Origin of the sequence: Ancylobacter sp. IITR112 (assembly GCF_041415945.1) — a bacterium.
GTDB lineage: Bacteria > Pseudomonadota > Alphaproteobacteria > Rhizobiales > Xanthobacteraceae > Ancylobacter.
Genome location: NZ_JBGCUS010000001.1, coordinates 2,334,107 through 2,354,167 on the forward strand (window position 1 = coordinate 2,334,107; position 20,061 = coordinate 2,354,167).

Genomic DNA, 20,061 nt, shown 5'->3' on the forward strand with positions numbered 1-20,061 from the left:
CACGCGCTTTAGTCACGTATCGCTCACTAAATAAGCGCCATTTCCAACCGTTTATTTCGCAATGTTTCCCGATTTATCGCGCGCGCGCGACTCTTTATTTTGTGCACCGCCGGCTATTCAGCACACCGGCACACAACCCCACTGTTTCACCCACTGTGCGGCAGCGGCGGCGGTTCCCCTATACGTCAATCGACGTATTGCTGCATCGCGACATCGGCGACCACGATCCACCCAATGCAAGCAGATGAGAAGCTTGTTGAGGCCACGTCAAACCCGTGGAGGGGAACCGTATGTCTTCGAAGAATGAGCCGTCGAACACGTTTTCGGCGACGCGCCGCAAGCTCCTGATGGGCATTGCTGCGCTTCCAGCCGTCCCTGTTCTTGCTTCTACTGGCCTTTTTTCCACCCCCGCCGCCGCGCAGGCCCCCGCCACAGCGGCGGTGAACACGACCGGCCTCGCGGTGACCGACACGGAAGTCACCGTCGGCATCCTGCATTCGGTCACCGGCACGATGGCCATCTCCGAGACCGGCTCGGTGCAGGCGGAAAAGCTCGCCATCGAGCAGATCAACGCCATGGGCGGCGTGCTCGGCCGCAAGATCAAGTTCATCCAGGAAGACGGCGCCTCCGACTGGCCGACCTTCGCCGAGAAGGCGAAGAAGCTGCTGGTCAACGACAAGGTGGCGGCCATCATGGGCTGCTGGACCTCCGCCTCGCGCAAGGCGGTGCTGCCGGTGGTCGAGCAGTATAACGGCATGCTCTACTACCCGACCTTCTATGAAGGTCTGGAGCAGTCGAAGAATGTCATCTATACCGGCCAGGAAGCCACGCAGCAGATCCTCGCCGGTCTCGACTGGGTGCAGAACACCAAGGGCGGCAAGACCTTCTACCTCATCGGCTCGGACTATATCTGGCCGCGCACCTCGATGAAGATCGCCCGCAAGCACATCGAAGGGCATCTCAAGGACTCCTCCGTCGTCGGCGAGGAGTATTTCCCGCTCGGCCACACCCAGTTCAACTCGGTCATCAACAAGATCAAGCTGAAGAAGCCGGACGTGATCTACGCCGCCGTCGTCGGCGGCTCCAACGTCGCCTTCTACAAGCAGCTCAAGGCCGCGGGCATCGACCTCAACAAGCAGACCCTGCTGACCATCTCCGTCACCGAGGACGAGATCGACGGCATCGGCGGCGAGAACTTCGCCGGCGCCTATAGCTGCATGAAGTATTTCCAGTCGCTCGACAATCCGAACAACAAGGACTTCGTCGCCGCCTTCAAGAAGATGTGGGGCGAGAAGACCGTGATCGGCGACGTCACCCAGGCTGCCTATCTCGGTCCGTGGCTGTGGAAGTTCACCGTCGAGAAGGCCGGCTCCTTCGACGTCGACAAGGTCGCCGCCGCATCGCCCGGCATCGAGTTCACCAAGGCGCCGGAAGGCTATGTGAAGATCCACCCGAACCATCACCTGTGGTCGAAGACCCGCGTCGGCCTCGCCCAGCCTGACGGCCAGTTCAAGGTGGTGTTCGAGACCCCGGACCTGATCGAGCCCGATCCGTTCCCCAAGGGCTACCAGTGATCGGCTGACGCTCCCACCCGGAGAGGGCGCCGCCCTCTCCGGGGTTCTTCGCCGTTGACGCTCAGAGCGCGCGCGCGCGCCCGCCGGGAGAACCTTGAATGTTCGCTGACTATTCGCTGGCCGAGCTCGGCTCGATTTTCGTGATGCAGGGCTTCGCCGGCCTCATCCTGTTCTCGGTTTTCGTTCTCATGGCCCTTGGCCTAGCCATCATCTTCGGCCAGATGGGCGTCATCAACATGGCGCATGGCGAGTTCATGATCCTCGGCGCCTATGTCACCTATTTCACCTCACAGTTCTTCCTGAATTATTTGCCGGGCCTGTTCGGCGCCTACTTTTTCCTGGCAATGATACTCGCCTTCTTCGCCGCCGGCGCGCTCGGCATGGCGGTGGAATGGCTGATGATCCGCCGGCTCTACAAGCGCCCGCTGGACACGCTGCTCGCCACCTGGGGGCTCAGCCTCATCCTGCAGCAGCTTTACCGTTCCGTGTTCGGTCCGCGCGAGGTCGGCGTTGAGCTGCCAAGCTGGATGATGGGCTCGCTTCCGCTTACCGACACGATCGAGGTGCAGATCAACGGCCTGTTCGTCATGGGTCTCACCATCGCCATCACCGTCGCCGTGGCGCTGCTGATGTACAAATCGAGCTGGGGCAAGCAGGTCCGGGCCGTGGTGCAGAACCGCGTCATGGCCGGCGCCGTGGGCATAGATACCGAGAAGGTCGACCGCTACACCTTCGGCCTCGGCTGCGGCATCGCCGGCGTCGCCGGCTCGGCCTTCACCATGATCGGCTCGACCGGCCCGACCTCCGGCCAGCTCTACATCGTCGACACCTTCCTGGTGGTCGTCTTCGGCGGCGCGCAGAGCCTGCTCGGCACCATCGCCTCCGCCTTCACCATCTCCCAGGCCCAGTCGACCCTGGAGTTCTTCCTCTCCGGCTCGATGGCCAAGGTCCTCACGCTGCTCGGCGTGGTCATCATCCTGATGCTGCGGCCGCAGGGCCTGTTCGTCATCAAGGTCCGTCGCTGAGGAGGCGCCCATGAAAACGTCCGACCGCACCTTCTTCCTGCGCCCGCAGGATCTGATCGGGATCGCGCTCCTCGCCATCCTCCTCATCGTCGTCCTGCCGCTGGCGCTGGACAATTTCCGCCTGCAATTCGTCGGCAAGTACCTCACCTATGCCTTCGTCGCGCTCGGCCTGGTGCTCTGCTGGGGCTATGCCGGCATTCTCTCGCTCGGCCAGGGCGTGTTCTTCGGCCTTGGCGGCTACTGCATGGCGATGTTCCTCAAGCTGGAAGCCTCCAGCGTGGAGAACACCAAGATCCAGACGACGCCGGGCATTCCCGACTTCATGGACTGGAACCAGATCACCTCGCTGCCCTGGTTCTGGGAGCCGTTCCACAATCTCGGCTTCACCATGCTCGCCGTGGTGCTGGTGCCGGCGCTGTTCGCCTTCATCGTCGGCTTCGCCATGTTCAAGCGGCGGGTGGGCGGCGTGTATTTCGCCATCATCACCCAGGCGCTCGCCGCGATCATGACCATCCTGATCATCGGCCAGCAGGGCTATACGGGCGGCATCAACGGCATCACCGATCTGCGCACGCTGAACGGCTGGGACATCCGCACCGACAGCGCCAAGACCGTGCTTTACTTCGTCTGCGTCGGGCTGCTCCTTGCCTGCATCCTGATCGCCTATTTCGTGAAGTCGTCCAAGCTCGGCCGCATCCTCGTCGCCATGCGCGACAAGGAGGACCGGGTGCGCTTCTCCGGCTATGATGTCGCCAATTTCAAGGTGTTCGTCTTCTGCCTCGCCGCCTCGCTGTCGGCCATTGGCGGAGCGATGTTCACGCTGCAGGTCGGCTTCATGTCGCCCTCCTTCGTCGGCATCGTGCCGTCGATCGAGATGGTCATCTACGCCGCGGTCGGCGGGCGCCTGTCCATCCTCGGCGCCATTTACGGCACGCTGCTGGTCAACTGGGCAAAGACCTCCTTCTCCGAGAGCTTCCCGGAACTGTGGCTGTTCGGCCTCGGCGGCCTGTTCATCGCCGTGGTGCTGATCTTCCCGAACGGCATTGCCGGCCTCTGGCAGAGCTACATCGCCCCGCGCCTCGGGCCGCTGTTCGGTGGCACCGCCGGCCGGCGGACAACCCCGCCCGCCGCGACGCCGCCGGCCGCCCCGTCGCCCGGCACCGCCGCCCCCGCCGCCGCTGAATAGGAGCCGGAGCCATGAACAGCCAAGTCATCACCGACTCCATGAACAAGGACTTCGTCCTGGCGGTGGAAAGCCTCACCGTCTCCTTCGACGGCTTCAAGGCGGTCAACGACCTGTCCTTCTATGTCGACGAGAATGAGATCCGCGTCATCATCGGCCCCAATGGCGCCGGCAAGACCACGGTGCTCGATCTCATCTGCGGACGCACCAAGGCGACCACGGGCTCGATCCGGTTCAAGGACCGCGAACTGACCCGGATGAAGGAGCATGAGATCGTCCGCGCCGGCGTCGGGCGCAAATTCCAGAATCCCTCGATCTATGAGGACCTCACCGTCTTCGAGAATCTGGAAATCTCCTACCCCAAGGGCCGTTCCGTAGCCGGGGCGCTGACCTTCCGCCGCGACCGCGCGGTGAAGGAACGGGTGCAGGAGGTGGCGGAGACCATCTTCCTCGCCGACCAGCTCGACCAGCGCGCCGAATATCTCTCGCACGGGCAGAAGCAGTGGCTGGAGATCGGCATGCTGCTGATCCAGGACCCGGAACTCCTGATGCTCGACGAGCCGGTGGCCGGCATGAGCGTGTCCGAGCGCAAGAAGACGGCGGAACTGCTCAACACCATCATCAAGGACCGCTCGGTGATCGTGATCGAGCACGACATGAAGTTCGTCGAGGACATCGCCCACAAGGTGACGGTGCTGCACCAGGGCAAGATTCTCTCGGAAGGCTCGATGGCCAAGGTCCAGGCGGACCCGAAGGTCATCGAAGTCTATCTCGGCCATTGAGGGGCGCATCATGCTGAACGTATCGAAGCTGCACGTCTCCTATGGCGAGAGCGAGGTTCTGCACGGGCTCAACTTCACCGTCGCGCCCAACGAGATCATCGCCATCATGGGCCGCAACGGCATGGGCAAGACCACGCTCATGAAGTCGCTCATGGGCATCGTGCCGACCAAGAGCGGCGCGGTGAGCGTCGGCGCCACCGACATCACCCGGCTGAAGAGCTATGAGCGGGTCAAGAACGGCGTCGCCTATGTGCCGCAGGGCCGCATGATCTTCTCCACCATGACGGTGCAGGAGAACATCGAGACCGGGCTGATCCCGCGCGGCGAAAGCAAGGTCCCGCCGGACATTTACGAGCTGTTCCCGGTGCTGCTGGAAATGAAGGGCCGGCGCGGCGGCAATCTCTCCGGCGGCCAGCAGCAGCAGCTCGCCATCGCCCGCGCGCTCGCCACCGCGCCCAAGGTGCTGCTGCTCGACGAGCCGACCGAGGGCATCCAGCCCTCGATCATCCGCGACATGGCCCGCACGCTGAAGCGCATCCGCGACGAGCGGGGCCTGTCCATCGTGGTGTCGGAGCAGGTGCTGTCCTTCGCCCTCGATATCGCCGACCGCGTGCTGGTGATCGAGAACGGCGAGATCGTCCACGAGGACCGCCGCGCCGATGTGGATGAGGCCAAGGTCGCCCGCTTCCTGTCGGTCTAGGCCGCGCCGGAGCGCCAAACCCGCTTTTACCGCTTTCCCAAGATCCCAGCATGTCCACGGGGAGTGAGACGCATGACCGAGACGCTTATCAAAGTCGACCTGAACCAGTCGGCCTATGACAACGACATGGTTCACAACCGCTGGCACCCGGACATTCCGATGGTGGCCTGGGTGAAGCCGGGCGATGATTTCATCGTCGAGACCTATGACTGGACCGGCGGCTTCATCAAGAACAACGATTCCGCCGACGATGTGCGCGACATCGACCTGTCGATCGTGCACTTCCTCTCCGGTCCCATCGGCGTGAAGGGCGCCGAGCCCGGCGACCTTCTGGTGGTCGACCTGCTCGACATCGGCGCCATGCCGGACAGCCAGTGGGGCTTCAACGGCTTCTTCTCCAAGAAGAATGGCGGCGGCTTCCTCACCGACCATTTCCCGCTGGCCCAGAAGTCGATCTGGGACTTCAAGGGCATGTACACCTCCTCGCGCCATGTCCCGGGGGTGAACTTCGCCGGGCTGATCCATCCCGGCCTGATCGGCTGCCTGCCCGACCCGAAGCTGCTGGAGACCTGGAACACCCGCGAGCAGGCGCTGATCGACACCAACCCGACCCGCGTGCCCGCCCTCGCCGTGCCGCCCTTCGCCGCCACCGCCCATATGGGCCGGCTCACCGGCGACGCGCGGGACGCGGCTGCCGCCACCGGCGCGCGCACCGTGCCGCCGCGCGAGCATGGTGGCAATTGCGACATCAAGGATCTGTCGCGCGGCTCGAAGATCTATTTCCCGGTCTATGTCGAAGGCGGCGGCCTCTCCATGGGCGACCTGCACTTCTCGCAGGGCGACGGCGAGATCACCTTCTGCGGCGCCATCGAAATGGCCGGCTGGGTGCATCTCAAGGTCGAGGTGCTGAAGGGCGGCATGGCGAAGTACGGGATCAAGAACCCGATCTTCAAGCCCTCGCCGGTGACGCCGAACTACAAGGACTATCTGATCTTCGAGGGCATCTCGGTCGACGAGGCCGGCGGCCAGCACTATCTCGACGTCCACATCGCCTATCGCCAGGCCTGCCTCAACGCCATCGAATATCTGAAGAAATTCGGCTATTCCGGCGCACAGGCCTATTCGATCCTCGGCACCGCGCCGGTGCAGGGGCACATCTCCGGCGTGGTCGACATTCCCAATGCCTGCGCCACGCTGTGGCTGCCGACCGAGATCTTCGACTTCGACATCAACCCCACCGCGGCCGGACCGACGAAATTCCTCGACGGTTCCATCGACATGCCGCTGTCACCGGACCTTTGACCCCCCTCTGACGTCCGGTGCCTGCGGGGCGACGCCATGCGTCGCCCCGCCCCTCTCAGGAAACGCCCAAGGGGTCGCGCTCAAGACCCGTACACAGGGACATGCCGATGCCCGTCTATGAATATGAATGCGCAAGCTGCGGCGATTTCACCGCGATGCGGCCGATGAGCGAGTATCAGGCCCCGCAGCCCTGCCCCGATTGCGGCGCCATGGCCCCGCGCGTGTTGCTCACCGCGCCGCATTTCTCCGGAATGTCGCGCGAGAGCTTTGCCGCCCACGCCACCAATGAACGCGCCAGCCACGCGCCGATGACGACGGGCGAATATGCGGCCAAGCGGCACCCGTCGAGCTGTTCCTGCTGCTCCGGCGGCATGAAGAGCCGTTCGAAGAAATCAAAGACCGCCACCGCCGCCTCAGGCGCCAAGAGCTTCCCCGCCGCCCGGCCGTGGATGATCAGCCATTGAGGCCCTGAGCGCGCCTGCCTGACCGCCGTCATCCCGGACGCGCCAAAGGCGCGATCCGGGATGACGGCAGGACCAGACCCCGCGCCTCTCACTCCCCGATCGCCACCCCCTCGCGGCGGGGGTCGGCGGCGCCGAGCAGCCCCTGCGGCGTGATCGCCACCGCCTGCACGCCCGATGTCATCGCCCCTGTCTTCACGCTGAAGCCGAGCGCGGCGAGGCCCGGCGCCAGCGCCTCCGCCGCCGTTCCCGCCTCGATCTCCACCGCGTCGAAGCGTGCCAACACATTGGGCGCAGCGATGGCGTCGGGCAGGCTCATCCCCCAGTCGAAATGGGCGATCAGTGTCTTGGCGACATAGCCGATGATCTGGCTGCCGCCGGGTGAGCCCAGCGCCAGCACTGGCTTTCCGTCCTTCAGCACGATTGTGGGCGTCATCGAGGAGCGCGGTCGCTTGCCCGGCTCCACCCGGTTGGCCACCGGCACCCCGTCCTTGTGCGAGCGGAAGGAAAAGTCGGTCAGCTCATTGTTGAGCAGGAAGCCGCCCACCATCAGCCGCGACCCGAATCCGGCCTCGATGGTCGAGGTCATGGAGACGATATTGCCCGCGCCGTCGACAATGGTGATCTGGGTGGTGGAGGGCAGTTCCGGCGCCAGCCCGTCCGCCCGCGCCGGCGCCACCGAGGCGTGGTCCCACGTCGGATTGCCCGGTGCGACCTCGGGCAGCGCGTCGTCGCCGGCGAGCAGCTTGGCCCGCTCAGCGAGATAATCCCGCGCCAGCAGGCCCTTGGTCGGCATCGGCACATAGTCGCTATCGGCCATGTAGCGTTCGCGGTCGGCGAAGGCGAGGCGCGAGGCATCGGCGATCAGCCGCCATGCCTCGGGCGAGAAAGGCCCGAGCGCCCCTAAATCATAGGGTTCCAGCAGGCCGAGAATCTGGCCCAAGGTGAGCGCCCCGGAACTGGGCGGGCCCATGCCGCAGACCTCCAGGCCGCGATAGGCGCCGCACACGGGCGGGCGCTCCTTCACCTCGTAGTCCTCGAAATCCTGACGCGCCAGCAGACCGGGATTGGCCGCGCCGCGCACCGCCGCGACGATATCCTGTGCCAGCGCGCCGTCATAGAACGCCGCCGCGCCTCGGTCGCGCAGCAGGCGCAACGTCTGCGCATAGGCCGGGTTCTTCAGCACCGTGCCCGCCACCAGCGGCGCGCCGGCGGCATCGAGGAAATAGGCCTTGGCGGCAGCATCCCGCTTGAGCGTGTCGACATCGCCGGCGATCAGTCCGGCAAGGCGGGGCGAGACGGCAAAGCCGTTCTCCGCCCGCTCCAGCGCTGGGGCAAACAGCGCCTCCCAGCCGAGGCGGCCATAGCGGCGATGCACCGTCTCCAGCAGCGCCGGCGTGCCGGGCGTGCCGACCGAGCGCCCGCCGATAACCGCCTCCATGAAGGCGAGCGGCTGACCCTCAGCGTCCTGGAACAGGGTCGGCGTCGCCGCGCGCGGGGCGGTCTCACGCGCGTCAAAAGTGGTGAGCGTGCGGGTCGCGGCGTCCCAATAGACCAGGAAGCCACCTCCGCCGAGGCCGGAGGATTGCGGCTCGACGAGGCCGAGCATCAGTTGCACCGCGACCATGGCGTCGACGGCGTTGCCGCCCGCGCGCAGCATTGCCGCGCCGGCCTCCGCCGCCAGCGGGTTCGCCGCCGTCACCATCCAGCGCGTGCCGATGGCGGATTTCGGCGCGGTGGCCAGCGCGCCCGCCGCCTCCGGCGCCCGCACGTCGGAAGCCTGCTGCGCCTGCAGCGGGCTGGCGATGAGCGCCAAGGCGACAAGTCCGTGCCACAGCTTCATGTCCGTCCCCCTCCCGCTTGTCGTGCACTCAAGATTGCGCGCCGTAACGCGATGTGAACAGTCGATTTCCGCCCCGCACTGCAACAAGCGCGTGACCTTTCCACGAATCGGTCTAAGCTTCAGTTGTCGTCAACAATCGAAAGGAGGTGATCCAGTGTCTGATCGTCTTGATCCGCGGTCGTCGGTATCCGTGACCTGGACGCTTGCCTCTTCTGAGGTTCGTTCCGCGTGATGCGATACGTCGCACTGCCCTTCTAGGCAGTTACCGGGCCGAACCGCGGTCTGACATGGGAAGGGCTGCTCTCACGGGCAGCCCTTCTTGCTTGAGGCCAGCCCGATACCTCAGAGATTGCTTTGTCCAAGCCGATCCTCATCTATATCGACGCCGATGCCTGCCCGGTGAAGGACGAGACCTACCGCGTCGCCGCCCGCCACAGGCTGAGGGTGTTTCTGGTCGCCAATTCCTGGATCGCCATCCCGCGCGACGCGGACGTGGAGCGCGTCATCGTATCCGCCGGCCCCGACGTGGCCGATGACTGGATCGTCGAGCGGGTGGAAGAGGGCGACCTCGTCATCACCGCCGACGTGCCGCTGGCCGCGCGGGTGGTGGCGAAGGGCGCGGAGGCCATCGGCCCGACGGGAAAGCCCTTCACCGCCGCCTCCATCGGCATGCAGCTTGCTACCCGCAACCTGATGGCGGACTTGCGCGAAGCCGGCGAGATCACGCGCGGCCCCCGCCCCTTTTCCCCGCGCGATCGCTCGGAATTTCTGCAATCGCTGGAACGCGCCGTTCAGCGTTTGAAACGAAAGGGCTTCATAGCGGGTTGATGGCGCAGGACATCAGGAGACGTCGATGCTGCAGGCCTGCCTAAACGGCGCGCGTGACCGCGCCTTCCACCCCCACACGCCGCTCACTCCCGCCGAACTCGCGGCCGACGCCGCCGCCGTGGTCGCCGCCGGAGCGAGCGAACTGCACCTGCACCCGCGTGACGCCTCCGGCGCACAGACGCTCGACCCCGCCATGATCGCCGCCGTGATCGAGGCAATCCGCGCCCGCGCGCCCGGAGTGCCCCTCGGCCTCTCCACTCATGCCGGCATCGCCCCCGGCGGCGCGGGGCGGCTGAAAGCGGTGCAGGGCTGGACCGTCCTGCCCGATTATGTGTCGGTGAACCTCATCGAGGAAGACGCGCCGGAGATGATCGCCCTTGCGCTGTCGCGCGGCATCGGCGTGGAGGCGGGACTGTGGTCGGCAGCGGATGCGGAACGCTTCGTCGCGTTGCCCGAGGCGAAGCAGTGCCTGCGCATCCTCATTGAGATCAACGAGCAGGATGTCGAGGAAGCGCTCGCGGTGGCGACCGCCATCCGCAAGGTGCTGGCACGCGCCAGCCTCGACGTGCCGGTGCTGCAGCACGGTTTCGACGCCACCGTCTGGCCGCTCTACCAGGACGCGCTGATGCGCGGGCTTGACGGGCGCATCGGGCTGGAAGACGGCAAGCACCTGCCCGATGGCAGCGAGGCGGCGGACAATGCCGCGCTGATCAAGGCCGCCTTCCGCCTCGCCCGCGTCGCCCCCAACCTGCCGCCGGACGCCGTGCCGCCGCTGGCGGGGTGAGATACTTCCCGCCGGTGAGAGGCGTCAGCCGCGCGGCATCGGGATCATCGCCGCCACACGCCGCTCGTCCGGCCGCTCGCTCTCGGCAAGGCCGGCGGCAACGCCGGCGCGGTCGGCCTCGGAACGGTTCTGGCTCATTTTGCGCTTGCCTTCCAGCCGGCTGATAGGCAGGCGCAGCCCGACAATGCCGCGCAACTGGCTGGCTATGAAGCTCTCTGGAGCGTCCTCGACCGCCCAGGGTGCGGCGCGCCCCTCTTCATGCCGCGCGGTGAGCCGGGACACGGCCACGTGCAGCCGCTCCGTATCGTCGAAGAATTCGGCCGGGCCATAGGCGTGCACGGCCTCGTAATTCCAGGTCGGCACCACCTTGCCATGCTCGGCCTTGGCGGCGTACCAGCTCGGCGTGATGTAGGCATCCGCGCCGGAAAACAGCACCAGCGCCTCGCCGAGGGGCGGCGTGCGCCACTGGGGGTTGGCACGGGCGAGATGGCCGTAGAGCACACCGTGTTCGCCCTCGCTTTCCGCGAGGAAAAGCGGCAGCGGCGTCGCCATCAGCCCCTCGGCGGAGGCGGTGACCAGCGTCGCCAGCCGCGCCTCGCGCATGATCTGGCGCAGGATCGCGGGGTCGTCTTCGCGAAAGGCGGGCGGCGTGTACATGGCAGGCTCGGGAACGGGCGCGGCGGAGGCGACACTATAGCCTGCGCCCGCCCCACGCCACCGCCGCCTATTTCATCTCCACCTCGACGAAGCTCATCGGCGCCTCGCCGGCATTGCGCACATCGTGGCGGATGCCGGCCGGGCGGGAATAGGCGCCGCCGGCGCTCATCCGCACCTGCGTCACCGTCCCGTCGACATCGACTTCCATCAGCCCGTCGGTGAGGAAGACGATGGCATAGTCCATGGCGTGCTCATGCCAGCCGGTGGTGGCGCCGGGGGCGAAGTCCCAGCGGGTGATGCGAACCCGCGCGTCATCCGCCAATTGCGTCGCCACCGCCGGTATGGTGCAGGCAAAAGCCATGGCGCGTCACCCCGAGTTCCGCAGCCCGGCGGAAATGCCGTTGATGGTGAGCTGGATGCCCTGCAGCACCTTCTCGTCCGTGTCATTGGCGCGGTATTTGCGCAGGAGGCCGACCTGCACATGGTTGAGCGGGTCGATATAGGGGAAGCGGGCGCGGATCGAGCGTTCCAGCAACGGGTTGGAGCCGAGCAGCGCCGGCTGCTGCGAGATCGCCAGCAGCGCGTCGATGGCGCCCTGATGCTCGGCGCGGATGCGGCCGAAAATGCTCTCGCGCAATTCCGCATCCTCCACCAGCGCGGCATAGCGCGAGGCGATGGCGATGGAGCTCTTCGACAGCACCATGTCCATATTGGAAAGCTGGGTGCGGAAGAACGGCCATTCGCGATACATTTCCTGCAGGAGCGGCAGGCCGTCCGGATGCGCCTTCAGCCAGTGCCGCACCGCCGTGCCGAAGCCATACCAGCCCGGCAGCATCAGCCGGCACTGCGCCCAGGAGAACACCCAGGGAATGGCGCGCAGATCCTCGATCCGCCGCGTCTTCTTGCGCGAGGCGGGGCGCGAGCCGATGTTCAGCGTCGCGATCTCGTTGATGACCGTCGATTCCCAGAAATAATCCTCGAAGCGCGGCGTCTCGTAGACCAGCGCGCGATAGGCGGCGAAGGCAGCGTCGGAGAGTTCCTCCATCACCGTGAGGTATTCCTCGCGCGGCGCCTTGGCGTCGCCGGAGAGCAGCGTCGCCTCCATCGTCGCGGCAGCCAGGATTTCGAGATTGCCGCGCCCCACCGCCGGGTTGGAATATTTGGACGAGATGATCTCGCCCTGCTCGGTGATGCGGATCTGCCCCTGCACCGCCCCGCCCGGCTGGGCGAGGATGGCGTCGTAGCTCGGCCCGCCGCCACGCCCCACCGAGCCGCCGCGCCCGTGGAACAGGCGCAGCCGCACGCCATGGCGCTTGAACACCTCGATCAGCTCGATCTCGGCCTTGTAGAGTTCCCAGCCGGAGGTCAGGAAGCCGCCATCCTTGTTGCTGTCGGAATAGCCGAGCATGACCTCCTGCATGCCGCCGCGGCTGTCGACCAGCTTGCGGTATTCCGGCAGGCGGAACATCTGCTCCATCACCTTCGCCGCGTTGCGCAGGTCGCCAATGGTCTCGAACAGCGGCACGATATTGACCGACGAGGCGCCGGCGGGGTCGACCAGGCCGACCTCCTTCAGCAGCAGCGCCAGCTCCAGCATGTCGGAGACGCTCTCCGCCTTGGAGATGATGCAGGTCTGGATCGCCTCCGGGCCGTAGATCGCGTGAATGCGGGCGCAGGTGCGCAGCATGGCGAGTTCACCCACCGTCTCGTCGGCATAGGCGGCGAAGGGGGAGGTGAGCGGGCGCGCCGTGGTGAGTTCGCGCAGCAGCAGCGCGACGCGGGTGCCCTCGGGCAGCGCCTTGTAATTCGTGCCGGGAGCGGCAACCTCGAACAGTTCGGCGACGCAGCGCTCATGCACGTCGGAATTCTGCCGGGAATCGAGCACGGCGAGGTGGAAGCCGAAGGCATCCACCGCGCGACGCAGCGCGCGCAGCTTGCCACCGGCGATCACGCCGGAGCGGTGCGCCTTCAGCGAGGCGTCGATGATGTCGAGATCGGCACGCAGCTCCGCCGCCGAGCCATAGGGCCGGGCCGCCGGCATCTGGGTGATGCCGAGAAGATCGGCCACTTCCAGCCGGAAGGCGGTGGCACGCAGGCGCGAGGCAATGGCGGTGACGGCGAGCCGGTAGGGCTCGTTGCGCCGGTGGGGCGAAAGATCGGGCGAGGCATCGACCAGCGCCAGCAGGTCGCTCGACACGCTGACCCGGATGGTGCTGATGGAGAGTTCGGCGCCGAGGCTGTCGAGTTCTTCGAGATAGAAGCGCACCGCCTGCGCGCTCTGCATCCGCATGGTCTCGCGCGTCACCTCGGCAGTGACGAAGGGATTGCCGTCACGGTCGCCGCCGATCCAGCTCCCGACGCGCAGGAAAGAGGCAATTTCCGGCGCGTCGCCGGCGCAGCCTTCCATCGCCGCCAGCCGGTCTTCCAGCGCGGCATAGAGCGCGGGCAACTGGCGCAGGAAGGTGTAGTCGTAATAGGCGAGGCCGTTCGCCACCTCGTCCAGCACCGTCAGCTTGGTCCGGCGCAGCAGGTTGGTCTGCCACAGCATCAACACGCGGCGGCGCAGCTCCGCCGCCGCCATCTCCTGCTCGTCGGGCGTCGGCTCGCGGCGGGAACGGTCGGCCAGCAGTTCGGCCACCTTCATTTCATGGGTCAGGGTGGAGCGGCGGCGCACCTCGGTCGGGTGGGCGGTAAGCACCGGGCTCGCCAGGGCGGTTTCGAAGAAGGCGCGCAGATCGGCGGTGGAAATGCCCGCCGCGCGCGCCCGCTCCAGCGCCCGCGCCACTGTGGCCGGCCCCGTCGCGCTGCCATTCACCGCCGCCGCCCGCATGCGGCGGATGACGTTCTGGTCCTCGGCGATATTGGCGAGATGCGAGAAATAGGAGAAGGCGCGGACGATGGAGATCGTCTGGTCCGGCCCGAGATCGCTCAGTATCGCTTCGAGTTCGTGGCGGGCGCCCTCGTCCTCCTCGCGGTGGAAGCGGGTGGAAACCCGGCGGATATGCTCCACCAGCTCATAGGTCGGCTCGCCTTCCTGGTCGCGCAGCGTGTCGCCCAGCACGCGGCCGAGCATACGAATGTCCTCGCGCAGCGACAGGTCGAGTTCGCCATCGGCTTCGGGTTCGGCATCGGAAAGGGCGATGGTCAGGGCAACGGACATGGCGATACTCCTTAAGGCGTAGGCAACTTAGCAATTAGCATGCCGTGGATGACACCCGTGCGGTCGCCTTTATCCCCGGCAAGGCGCGGCGCGCCGGGGCGCGAGAGCGTCGCGGCCCGGCTTGCGCCGCCTTCCGCCGGCGCGAACTGAGGCCATTGGGCCACACCCGAAAGGTTTCGCGCCATTGCCGCAGAGCCGCCCCGATTGTGAACGAATCCCCCGCCAGGATGAACGCCATGCTCAGGAAAGCTTCATGGTTGAGGGTTCATAAAGAGCATCAGGAGCGCCGGCCTGCGGCGGTGCTCTTTGGAACAGAGGGCCGAGAGGCCGTGTTGACCCGATAAGGCCGGCCGCGTGGCCGGGTATGACTCACAGCGTAAAGCGTCTCAGGAAGGACTTTCAAATGCCCCCCGTCATGAACCGAAATGAGGTTCAGGCCCCCCTCGCTTCCCCCCAGCCGAAGACTTCCTATACCGGCGCCCTCTCGCCGCTGCGTCCCGCCGACGCGCGCGAGAAGAAGCCGGTGATCGCGCCGACGGGCTCGATCGCGGCGATCGAATCGCGGCTCGGCTTCTGAGTCTGGTCTGCCCCCGCCGGGCGCGCGACGCTTCAATGGCGCCGCGCGGCTGCAACGAGCCGTGGCGACGCTGGATGTCGGCGCCAGCAGGCAGCCTCGCCCGGGCGCCGGCTTCGTAGCGCAGGGCGCCGGTTTCACGGGATTGTGTCCCGCCCGCAAAGCGCGACGTGGCGCCGGCCCCGGCGCCACTGATGCCCCAGCACCCGGCGCAAGCCGGTGGCAGGGGCTGGATTCCGGCCCGCTTCTCCCCATATGGATGACGTTGCGGCAACTCCGCACGAAACCCTACGAGAGAGGCCAAGCCCTTGCTTTTCCCGCGTTCGCGTCCCTTCGCCCTGCGTCTGATGATCGGCGCTCTGTTCATCGCCGCCGGCGTGCTGGTGGCGACCGACTTTGCCGAGGCCCGCGCCGGCCGCAGCGGAAGCTTCGGCAGCCGCGGCACACGTAGCTGGTCGACGCCCGCTCCCACGCCGACCGCACCCACCGCCCAGCCGCTGCAGCGCTCCGCAACCCCGCAGAACCAGGCCGCGACCGCCGCCCGGGCGCCCGGCGCGCAGCCGCGCGGCTTCTTCAATCGCGGCGGCTTCATGGGCGGGTTGATGGGGGGCCTGCTTGGAGCCGGCCTTTTCGGCCTGCTGATGGGCTCCGGCTTCTTCTACGGCCTTGGCAGCCTCGCCGGCATTCTCGGCCTGCTGCTGCAGGTGGCGCTCATCTTCATCGTCGTCCGGCTGGTGATGGGTTGGCTGCGCTCGCGCAACCAGCCCTCCTATGCCGGCGGCGCGCGGCCTGATCCGTTGAACCGGGACGCGATGAACGGTGCCGGCCCCACCGCGCAGCCTGGCGCCATGGGCGGCGCCATGAGCGGCGGCGCCGCTCCCCGGGCCGGCTTCGGCACCGCCCCGCGCGGCAAGCCGATCAAGCTGGAAGGCTCAGACTTCGACACTTTCGAGCGCAGCCTCACCGAGGTGCAGGCCGCCTATAGCCGCGCCGACAAGGCCGCTCTTTCCACGCTGCTGACGCCGGAAATGGCCGGTTATATGGGCGAGGAACTGGACGAGATGGCGCGCGACGGGCTGGAGAACCGCGTCACCGACGTGAAACTGCTGCAGGGCGACCTGTCCGAAGCCTGGTCGGAAGGCGACACGGAGTACGCCACCGTCGCCATGCGCTACGAGCTGAAGGACGTCACCCTCGACAAGGCCACCGGCCGCGTCGTGCAGGGCGACCCGGACCGGCTGGAGCAGGCGGTGGAGTTCTGGACCTTCGCCCGACCGCCGCGTGGCCAATGGAAGCTCAGCGCCATCCAGCAGGGCTGAACGGCGGCCCTATCCGAAACAAGCGAAAGGGCGGCGCGGGCCGCCCTTTTTCATGCGCGTCAGGCTCCCGCCCCTCAGCCCTGCAGCGGGTCCGGTCCGAAACGGTTGGGGCCGGTCGTGCCCTTCACCATGAACCAGAAGAAGAGAATAAACACGCCGATGCCGGTGAGGCTGATCAGCAGCCACCAGCCGGTGCGATCCATGTCATGGAAGCGCCGGACCCCGACAGCGAGCGAGGGAAGCAGCAGCGCCAGCCCGACCAGCGTGGTGATGGGGGTGAAGGCGTTGATCTCACCGAAGGTCAGCAGCGAGAACGCGCCGAACAGCGCGGTGTCGAGCACGCCCGCCGCGATATTCACCAGGATGTAGAACACGATGAACCACCAGTACTCCGAGCGCGGCGCGCGCCCGGTGAAGGTGGCGTATTGGCCGAGAACGCTGGAAACCGCCTGCGTGAAGGTCATCTCATCCCCCGTGCCTCATTGGCATCGCCGCCTATTCTTGGCACGAAAGCGGCGGAACACCATAGGGCCGGCAGGAGGCGCCTTCTTCGCTGTGGGTCAGGCTTGCAGCGGGTCAGCCCCGAAGCGGTTCGGGCCGGAGGTGCCCTTGAACATGAACCACATATACATGACCGCGACGCCGATGCCGGTGAAACAAATCAAAAACCACCAGCCGGTGCGGTCCATGTCATGGAAGCGGCGAACGCACACAGCGAGGAAAGGCATAGCCATGAAAAGGGCGGCCAGATGAGCGAGCGCCCGCGCTACGGCGGGAACCCCGTGCGGGCTACCAAAAACGATCAAAAACAGAAAATAGCCGAGAAGCCCCGCAACTAAGACGACGCCCCAAATAGCAACAGTGTAAAATAAGACAAACCACCAAAATTCAGAACGAGAAGCGCGCCCTGAAAAGGTGGCGTACTTTCTGAGCGCACTGGAAGCAGCCTGCGCGAACGTCATTGATGATCCCCGATCACGACCTGACGGTGCATTCTACATCAGCAACCGCGCCTCGCGAAGACAACCTCCTTCTTGAGCAGATCGATTCCATCAACGCGCCAGCCGGCATCCATCCAAGCATGGGCCTGGACATGCCGGCCATTGATCTCATTGGCCCACCATGCCGGATAGCGATGAGCGCTCCCGGGAAGCGGGAACCGCAGCACAGCCTCAATCGCCGGAAAGTCGAGTGCCACCCGCCTGCCCGGCTGTCCCGCAAGATATGTCCCCAGCGGCTCGTACTTGCTCATGTCCCCTCACCTTTTCGGCGCGCGCCTTCCGCCCTTGCGATAGCCCTTGGTCATTGGGTCCGGCCGTTCCGGGCGCACCCAGTCCTCCACCCGCAGCGGCTCCACCCGGTCGGTGCCGGGGCCCATATCGTCGAGCGACGGCTTCACGATTCGCGACGTGCCGGACGGCCCGAACATGGAAGGCTCGCCCGGCTCGTAAGCCGCCTGCGCCTCGTCGGCCCGCGCCTCGTGGCCGGAGGAGACATGGCCGGGCGAGGAGCGCCGGCCGGAGGTGCCGCCTTTGCCCTTCTTCTCCGGCAGATTGGCGGCGCGGCCATATTTGCGCTCGCCGCGATAGCCGCCGGTGCGCTCGTCCACGCTGTCCTGCCGCGCCAGCGGATCGTCGGAGAGCACCAGCTCGGTGGCCTGCAAGCGCTTGATCTCGTCGCGCAGCCGCGCGGCCTGCTCGAAGTCGAGATCGGCCGCCGCCTTGCGCATGCGCTTTTCCATGTCGGCGATCACGGTGGCGAGGTTGTTGCCATAGGTGGCGGCGCCTTCGGCGAGGCCGGTATCGACCGTCACATGGTCGCGCTCATAGACGCTGTTGAGAATATCGCCGATCGCCTTGCGCACCGTCTCCGGGGTGATGCCGTTCTCGGTGTTCCAGGCGATCTGCTTCTCGCGGCGGCGCTGCGTCTCCGCCATCGCCCGCTCCATCGAGCCGGTGATGTTGTCGGCATAGAGCAGCACCCGCCCGTCGACATTGCGCGCGGCGCGGCCGATGGTCTGGATCAGCGAGGTTTCCGAGCGCAGGAAGCCTTCCTTGTCGGCATCGAGGATCGCCACCAGCCCGCATTCGGGAATGTCGAGGCCCTCGCGCAGCAGGTTGATGCCGATCAGCACGTCGAAGGCGCCGAGTCGCAGATCGCGCAGGATTTCGATGCGCTCGATCGTGTCGATGTCCGAATGCATGTAGCGCACGCGGATGCCGTTCTCGTGCAGATATTCCGTCAGGTCCTCGGCCATGCGCTTGGTGAGCACCGTCACCAGCGTGCGATAGCCCTTCGCCGTGGTGGCGCGCACCTCGCCGAGCAGGTCGTCGACCTGGGTGCGCGCCGGGCGCACCTCGACCTCGGGATCGACAAGACCGGTGGGGCGGATCACCTGTTCCACGAACACGCCGCCGGTACGCTCCATCTCCCATTTGCCGGGCGTCGCCGAGACGTGCACGGTCTGCGGCCGCATCGCCTCCCATTCCTCGAAGCGAAGCGGCCGGTTGTCCATGCAGCTCGGCAGGCGAAAGCCATATTCCGCCAGCGTCGCCTTGCGGCGGAAGTCGCCGCGATACATGGCGCCGATCTGCGGCACGGTGACGTGGCTCTCGTCACAGAAGATCAGCGCGTTGTCGGGCACATATTCGAACAGGGTCGGCGGCGGCTCGCCCGGCTGGCGGCCGGTAAGCCAGCGCGAATAGTTCTCGATGCCGGCGCAGCTTCCCGTCGCCTCCATCATCTCGATGTCGAAGGTGCAGCGCTGTTCCAGCCGCTGCGCTTCCAACAGCCGGCCCATGGCGTTGAACTCGTCGAGCCGCATCTTCAGCTCGGCCTTGATGCCCTGGATGGCCTGAATCAGTGTCGGGCGCGGCGTCACATAGTGCGAATTGGCGTAGAGCTTGACGAATTTCAGGTCCTGCGACTTCTGGCCGGTCAGCGGATCGAATTCCTGGATGCTCTCCACCTCGTCGCCGAACAGCGAGACGCGCCAGGCCCGGTCCTCGTAATGCGCCGGGAAAATCTCGATCACGTCGCCACGCACCCGGAAGGTGCCGCGGCCGAAATCGCCCTGGGTGCGCTTGTATTGCAGCGCCACGAGATCGGCGAGCAAAGCGCGCTGGTCGATGCGCTCCCCCACCTCGATCTTGAAGGTCATCGAGGCATAGGTTTCGACCGAGCCGATACCGTAGATGCAGGAGACCGAGGCGACGATGATCACATCGTCGCGTTCCAGCAGCGAGCGCGTGGCGGAGTGGCGCATGCGGTCGATCTGTTCGTTGATCGACGATTCCTTCTCGATGAAGGTGTCGGTGCGCGGCACATAGGCTTCGGGCTGGTAGTAGTCGTAATAGGAGACGAAATACTCCACCGCATTGTCGGGGAAGAAGCTCTTGAACTCGCCATAGAGCTGCGCCGCCAGCGTCTTGTTCGGCGCCAGCACCAGCGCCGGGCGCTGCAGGCGCTGGATCACGTTGGCCATGGTGAAGGTCTTGCCCGAGCCGGTGACGCCCAGCAGCACCTGGTCGCGCTCGCCCTCCTGCGCCGCCTTGCACAGTTCCTCGATCGCCTGCGGCTGGTCGCCATTGGGCGTGTAGTCGGACTTCAGCACGAATTTGACGCCGCCTTCGGATTTCTCCGGCCGCGCCGGGCGATGCGGCACCCAGAGCTGGCCGTCCACTTCGGGCCGGCCGCCCTCGATCAGCGCCGACAGCGCGGCGACGGTGGCGGAGGCGCCCGAGGTCGGCGCCACGCCGAGCTTTTCGGCAAGGGCGGGATCGAGCGTGGCGGATTGCGCGGGCTCGAAAGCGCGCTGGGAGCGCTCGGAGAATCCGCCGGGACGTGCTGCTTTGGCCATGGCCGCAATA

The 20,061-nt window shown here is 66.3% G+C and carries 19 protein-coding genes; 11 read left to right on the top strand and 8 right to left on the bottom strand.

The genetic code is table 11. From position 1 onward, the window contains the following. Positions 1–290 precede the first annotated feature (290 nt). The 7 genes from urtA to AAC979_RS11135 all read left to right on the top strand — a co-directional run bounded on the left by urtA (position 291) and on the right by AAC979_RS11135 (position 7,030). Positions 291–1,574 carry an urea ABC transporter substrate-binding protein gene (gene urtA, locus AAC979_RS11105; RefSeq protein WP_371346883.1) on the top strand — a complete coding sequence of 428 codons (1,284 nt, stop codon included), beginning with the start codon at positions 291–293 and terminating at the stop codon, positions 1,572–1,574. Between the two features lie 98 nt (positions 1,575–1,672). Further along, on the top strand, positions 1,673–2,599 hold the full coding sequence (urtB, locus tag AAC979_RS11110; protein ID WP_371346884.1) for an urea ABC transporter permease subunit UrtB: 927 nt from the start codon (positions 1,673–1,675) through the stop codon (positions 2,597–2,599). Positions 2,600–2,609: 10 nt separating this feature from the next. Continuing rightward, the gene (gene urtC, locus AAC979_RS11115; RefSeq protein WP_371346885.1) at positions 2,610–3,785 is read left to right on the top strand and encodes an urea ABC transporter permease subunit UrtC; all 1,176 of its coding nucleotides are present in this window, start codon (positions 2,610–2,612) and stop codon (positions 3,783–3,785) included. A gap of 11 nt (positions 3,786–3,796) precedes the next feature. Further along, positions 3,797–4,564, top strand: a complete 768-nt coding sequence (urtD, locus tag AAC979_RS11120; RefSeq protein ID WP_371346886.1) for an urea ABC transporter ATP-binding protein UrtD — start codon at positions 3,797–3,799, stop codon at positions 4,562–4,564. Positions 4,565–4,574: 10 nt separating this feature from the next. After that, a complete protein-coding gene (gene urtE / locus AAC979_RS11125) occupies positions 4,575–5,264 on the top strand; it encodes an urea ABC transporter ATP-binding subunit UrtE (RefSeq protein ID WP_244375750.1) in 690 nt (229 codons plus the stop codon). Positions 5,265–5,336: 72 nt separating this feature from the next. After that, complete coding sequence (gene fmdA / locus AAC979_RS11130; RefSeq protein ID WP_371346887.1) at positions 5,337–6,566, top strand: formamidase; 1,230 nt, start codon at positions 5,337–5,339, stop codon at positions 6,564–6,566. Positions 6,567–6,673: 107 nt separating this feature from the next. Continuing rightward, entirely contained in the window at positions 6,674–7,030 is a 357-nt protein-coding gene (locus AAC979_RS11135; protein WP_371346888.1) for a zinc ribbon domain-containing protein, read from the top strand. 88 nt (positions 7,031–7,118) lie between these two features. On the opposite strand, the gene ggt is transcribed toward AAC979_RS11135, so the two are convergent. Next, positions 7,119–8,870: a gamma-glutamyltransferase gene (gene ggt, locus AAC979_RS11140; RefSeq protein ID WP_371346889.1), complete on the bottom strand. Its 1,752-nt coding sequence runs from the start codon at positions 8,868–8,870 to the stop codon at positions 7,119–7,121. Between the two features lie 354 nt (positions 8,871–9,224). On the opposite strand from ggt, the gene AAC979_RS11145 reads away from it, so the two are divergent. Together AAC979_RS11145 and AAC979_RS11150 are read left to right on the top strand one after the other, a co-directional pair. Beyond that, a complete protein-coding gene (locus AAC979_RS11145; protein ID WP_371346890.1) occupies positions 9,225–9,698 on the top strand; it encodes a YaiI/YqxD family protein in 474 nt (157 codons plus the stop codon). 25 nt (positions 9,699–9,723) lie between these two features. Continuing rightward, on the top strand, positions 9,724–10,482 hold the full coding sequence (locus tag AAC979_RS11150) for a 3-keto-5-aminohexanoate cleavage protein (RefSeq protein ID WP_371346891.1): 759 nt from the start codon (positions 9,724–9,726) through the stop codon (positions 10,480–10,482). A 24-nt stretch (positions 10,483–10,506) separates the two neighbouring features. On the opposite strand, the gene AAC979_RS11155 is transcribed toward AAC979_RS11150, so the two are convergent. From AAC979_RS11155 to ppc, 3 genes are all read right to left on the bottom strand, one after another. Continuing rightward, positions 10,507–11,139: an FMN-binding negative transcriptional regulator gene (locus tag AAC979_RS11155; protein WP_371346892.1), complete on the bottom strand. Its 633-nt coding sequence runs from the start codon at positions 11,137–11,139 to the stop codon at positions 10,507–10,509. Between the two features lie 67 nt (positions 11,140–11,206). Next, a complete protein-coding gene (locus AAC979_RS11160; protein ID WP_371346893.1) occupies positions 11,207–11,500 on the bottom strand; it encodes a cupin domain-containing protein in 294 nt (97 codons plus the stop codon). A gap of 6 nt (positions 11,501–11,506) precedes the next feature. Next, on the bottom strand, positions 11,507–14,299 hold the full coding sequence (gene ppc, locus AAC979_RS11165) for a phosphoenolpyruvate carboxylase (protein WP_371346894.1): 2,793 nt from the start codon (positions 14,297–14,299) through the stop codon (positions 11,507–11,509). A 403-nt stretch (positions 14,300–14,702) separates the two neighbouring features. Between ppc and AAC979_RS11170 the strand changes: the two genes are divergently transcribed. Both AAC979_RS11170 and AAC979_RS11175 read left to right on the top strand, forming a co-directional pair. Next, the gene (locus AAC979_RS11170) at positions 14,703–14,876 is read left to right on the top strand and encodes a hypothetical protein (protein WP_371346895.1); all 174 of its coding nucleotides are present in this window, start codon (positions 14,703–14,705) and stop codon (positions 14,874–14,876) included. 305 nt (positions 14,877–15,181) lie between these two features. Beyond that, positions 15,182–16,192, top strand: a complete 1,011-nt coding sequence (locus tag AAC979_RS11175; RefSeq protein ID WP_371346896.1) for a Tim44 domain-containing protein — start codon at positions 15,182–15,184, stop codon at positions 16,190–16,192. Positions 16,193–16,266: 74 nt separating this feature from the next. Here AAC979_RS11175 and AAC979_RS11180 read toward each other — a convergent pair whose 3' ends face one another. The 4 genes from AAC979_RS11180 to uvrB form a co-directional block, all read right to left on the bottom strand. Then, positions 16,267–16,656, bottom strand: coding sequence for a DUF805 domain-containing protein (locus AAC979_RS11180; RefSeq protein WP_371346897.1), 390 nt, complete (start codon positions 16,654–16,656; stop codon positions 16,267–16,269). A 96-nt stretch (positions 16,657–16,752) separates the two neighbouring features. Continuing rightward, positions 16,753–17,154 (bottom strand): DUF805 domain-containing protein, encoded by a 402-nt coding sequence (locus AAC979_RS11185; protein WP_371346898.1) that lies wholly within the window; start codon positions 17,152–17,154, stop codon positions 16,753–16,755. Between the two features lie 38 nt (positions 17,155–17,192). Continuing rightward, positions 17,193–17,444, bottom strand: a complete 252-nt coding sequence (locus tag AAC979_RS11190; RefSeq protein ID WP_371346899.1) for a hypothetical protein — start codon at positions 17,442–17,444, stop codon at positions 17,193–17,195. A gap of 6 nt (positions 17,445–17,450) precedes the next feature. Then, positions 17,451–20,051 (bottom strand): excinuclease ABC subunit UvrB, encoded by a 2,601-nt coding sequence (gene uvrB / locus AAC979_RS11195; RefSeq protein WP_371346900.1) that lies wholly within the window; start codon positions 20,049–20,051, stop codon positions 17,451–17,453. Positions 20,052–20,061 lie beyond the last annotated feature (10 nt).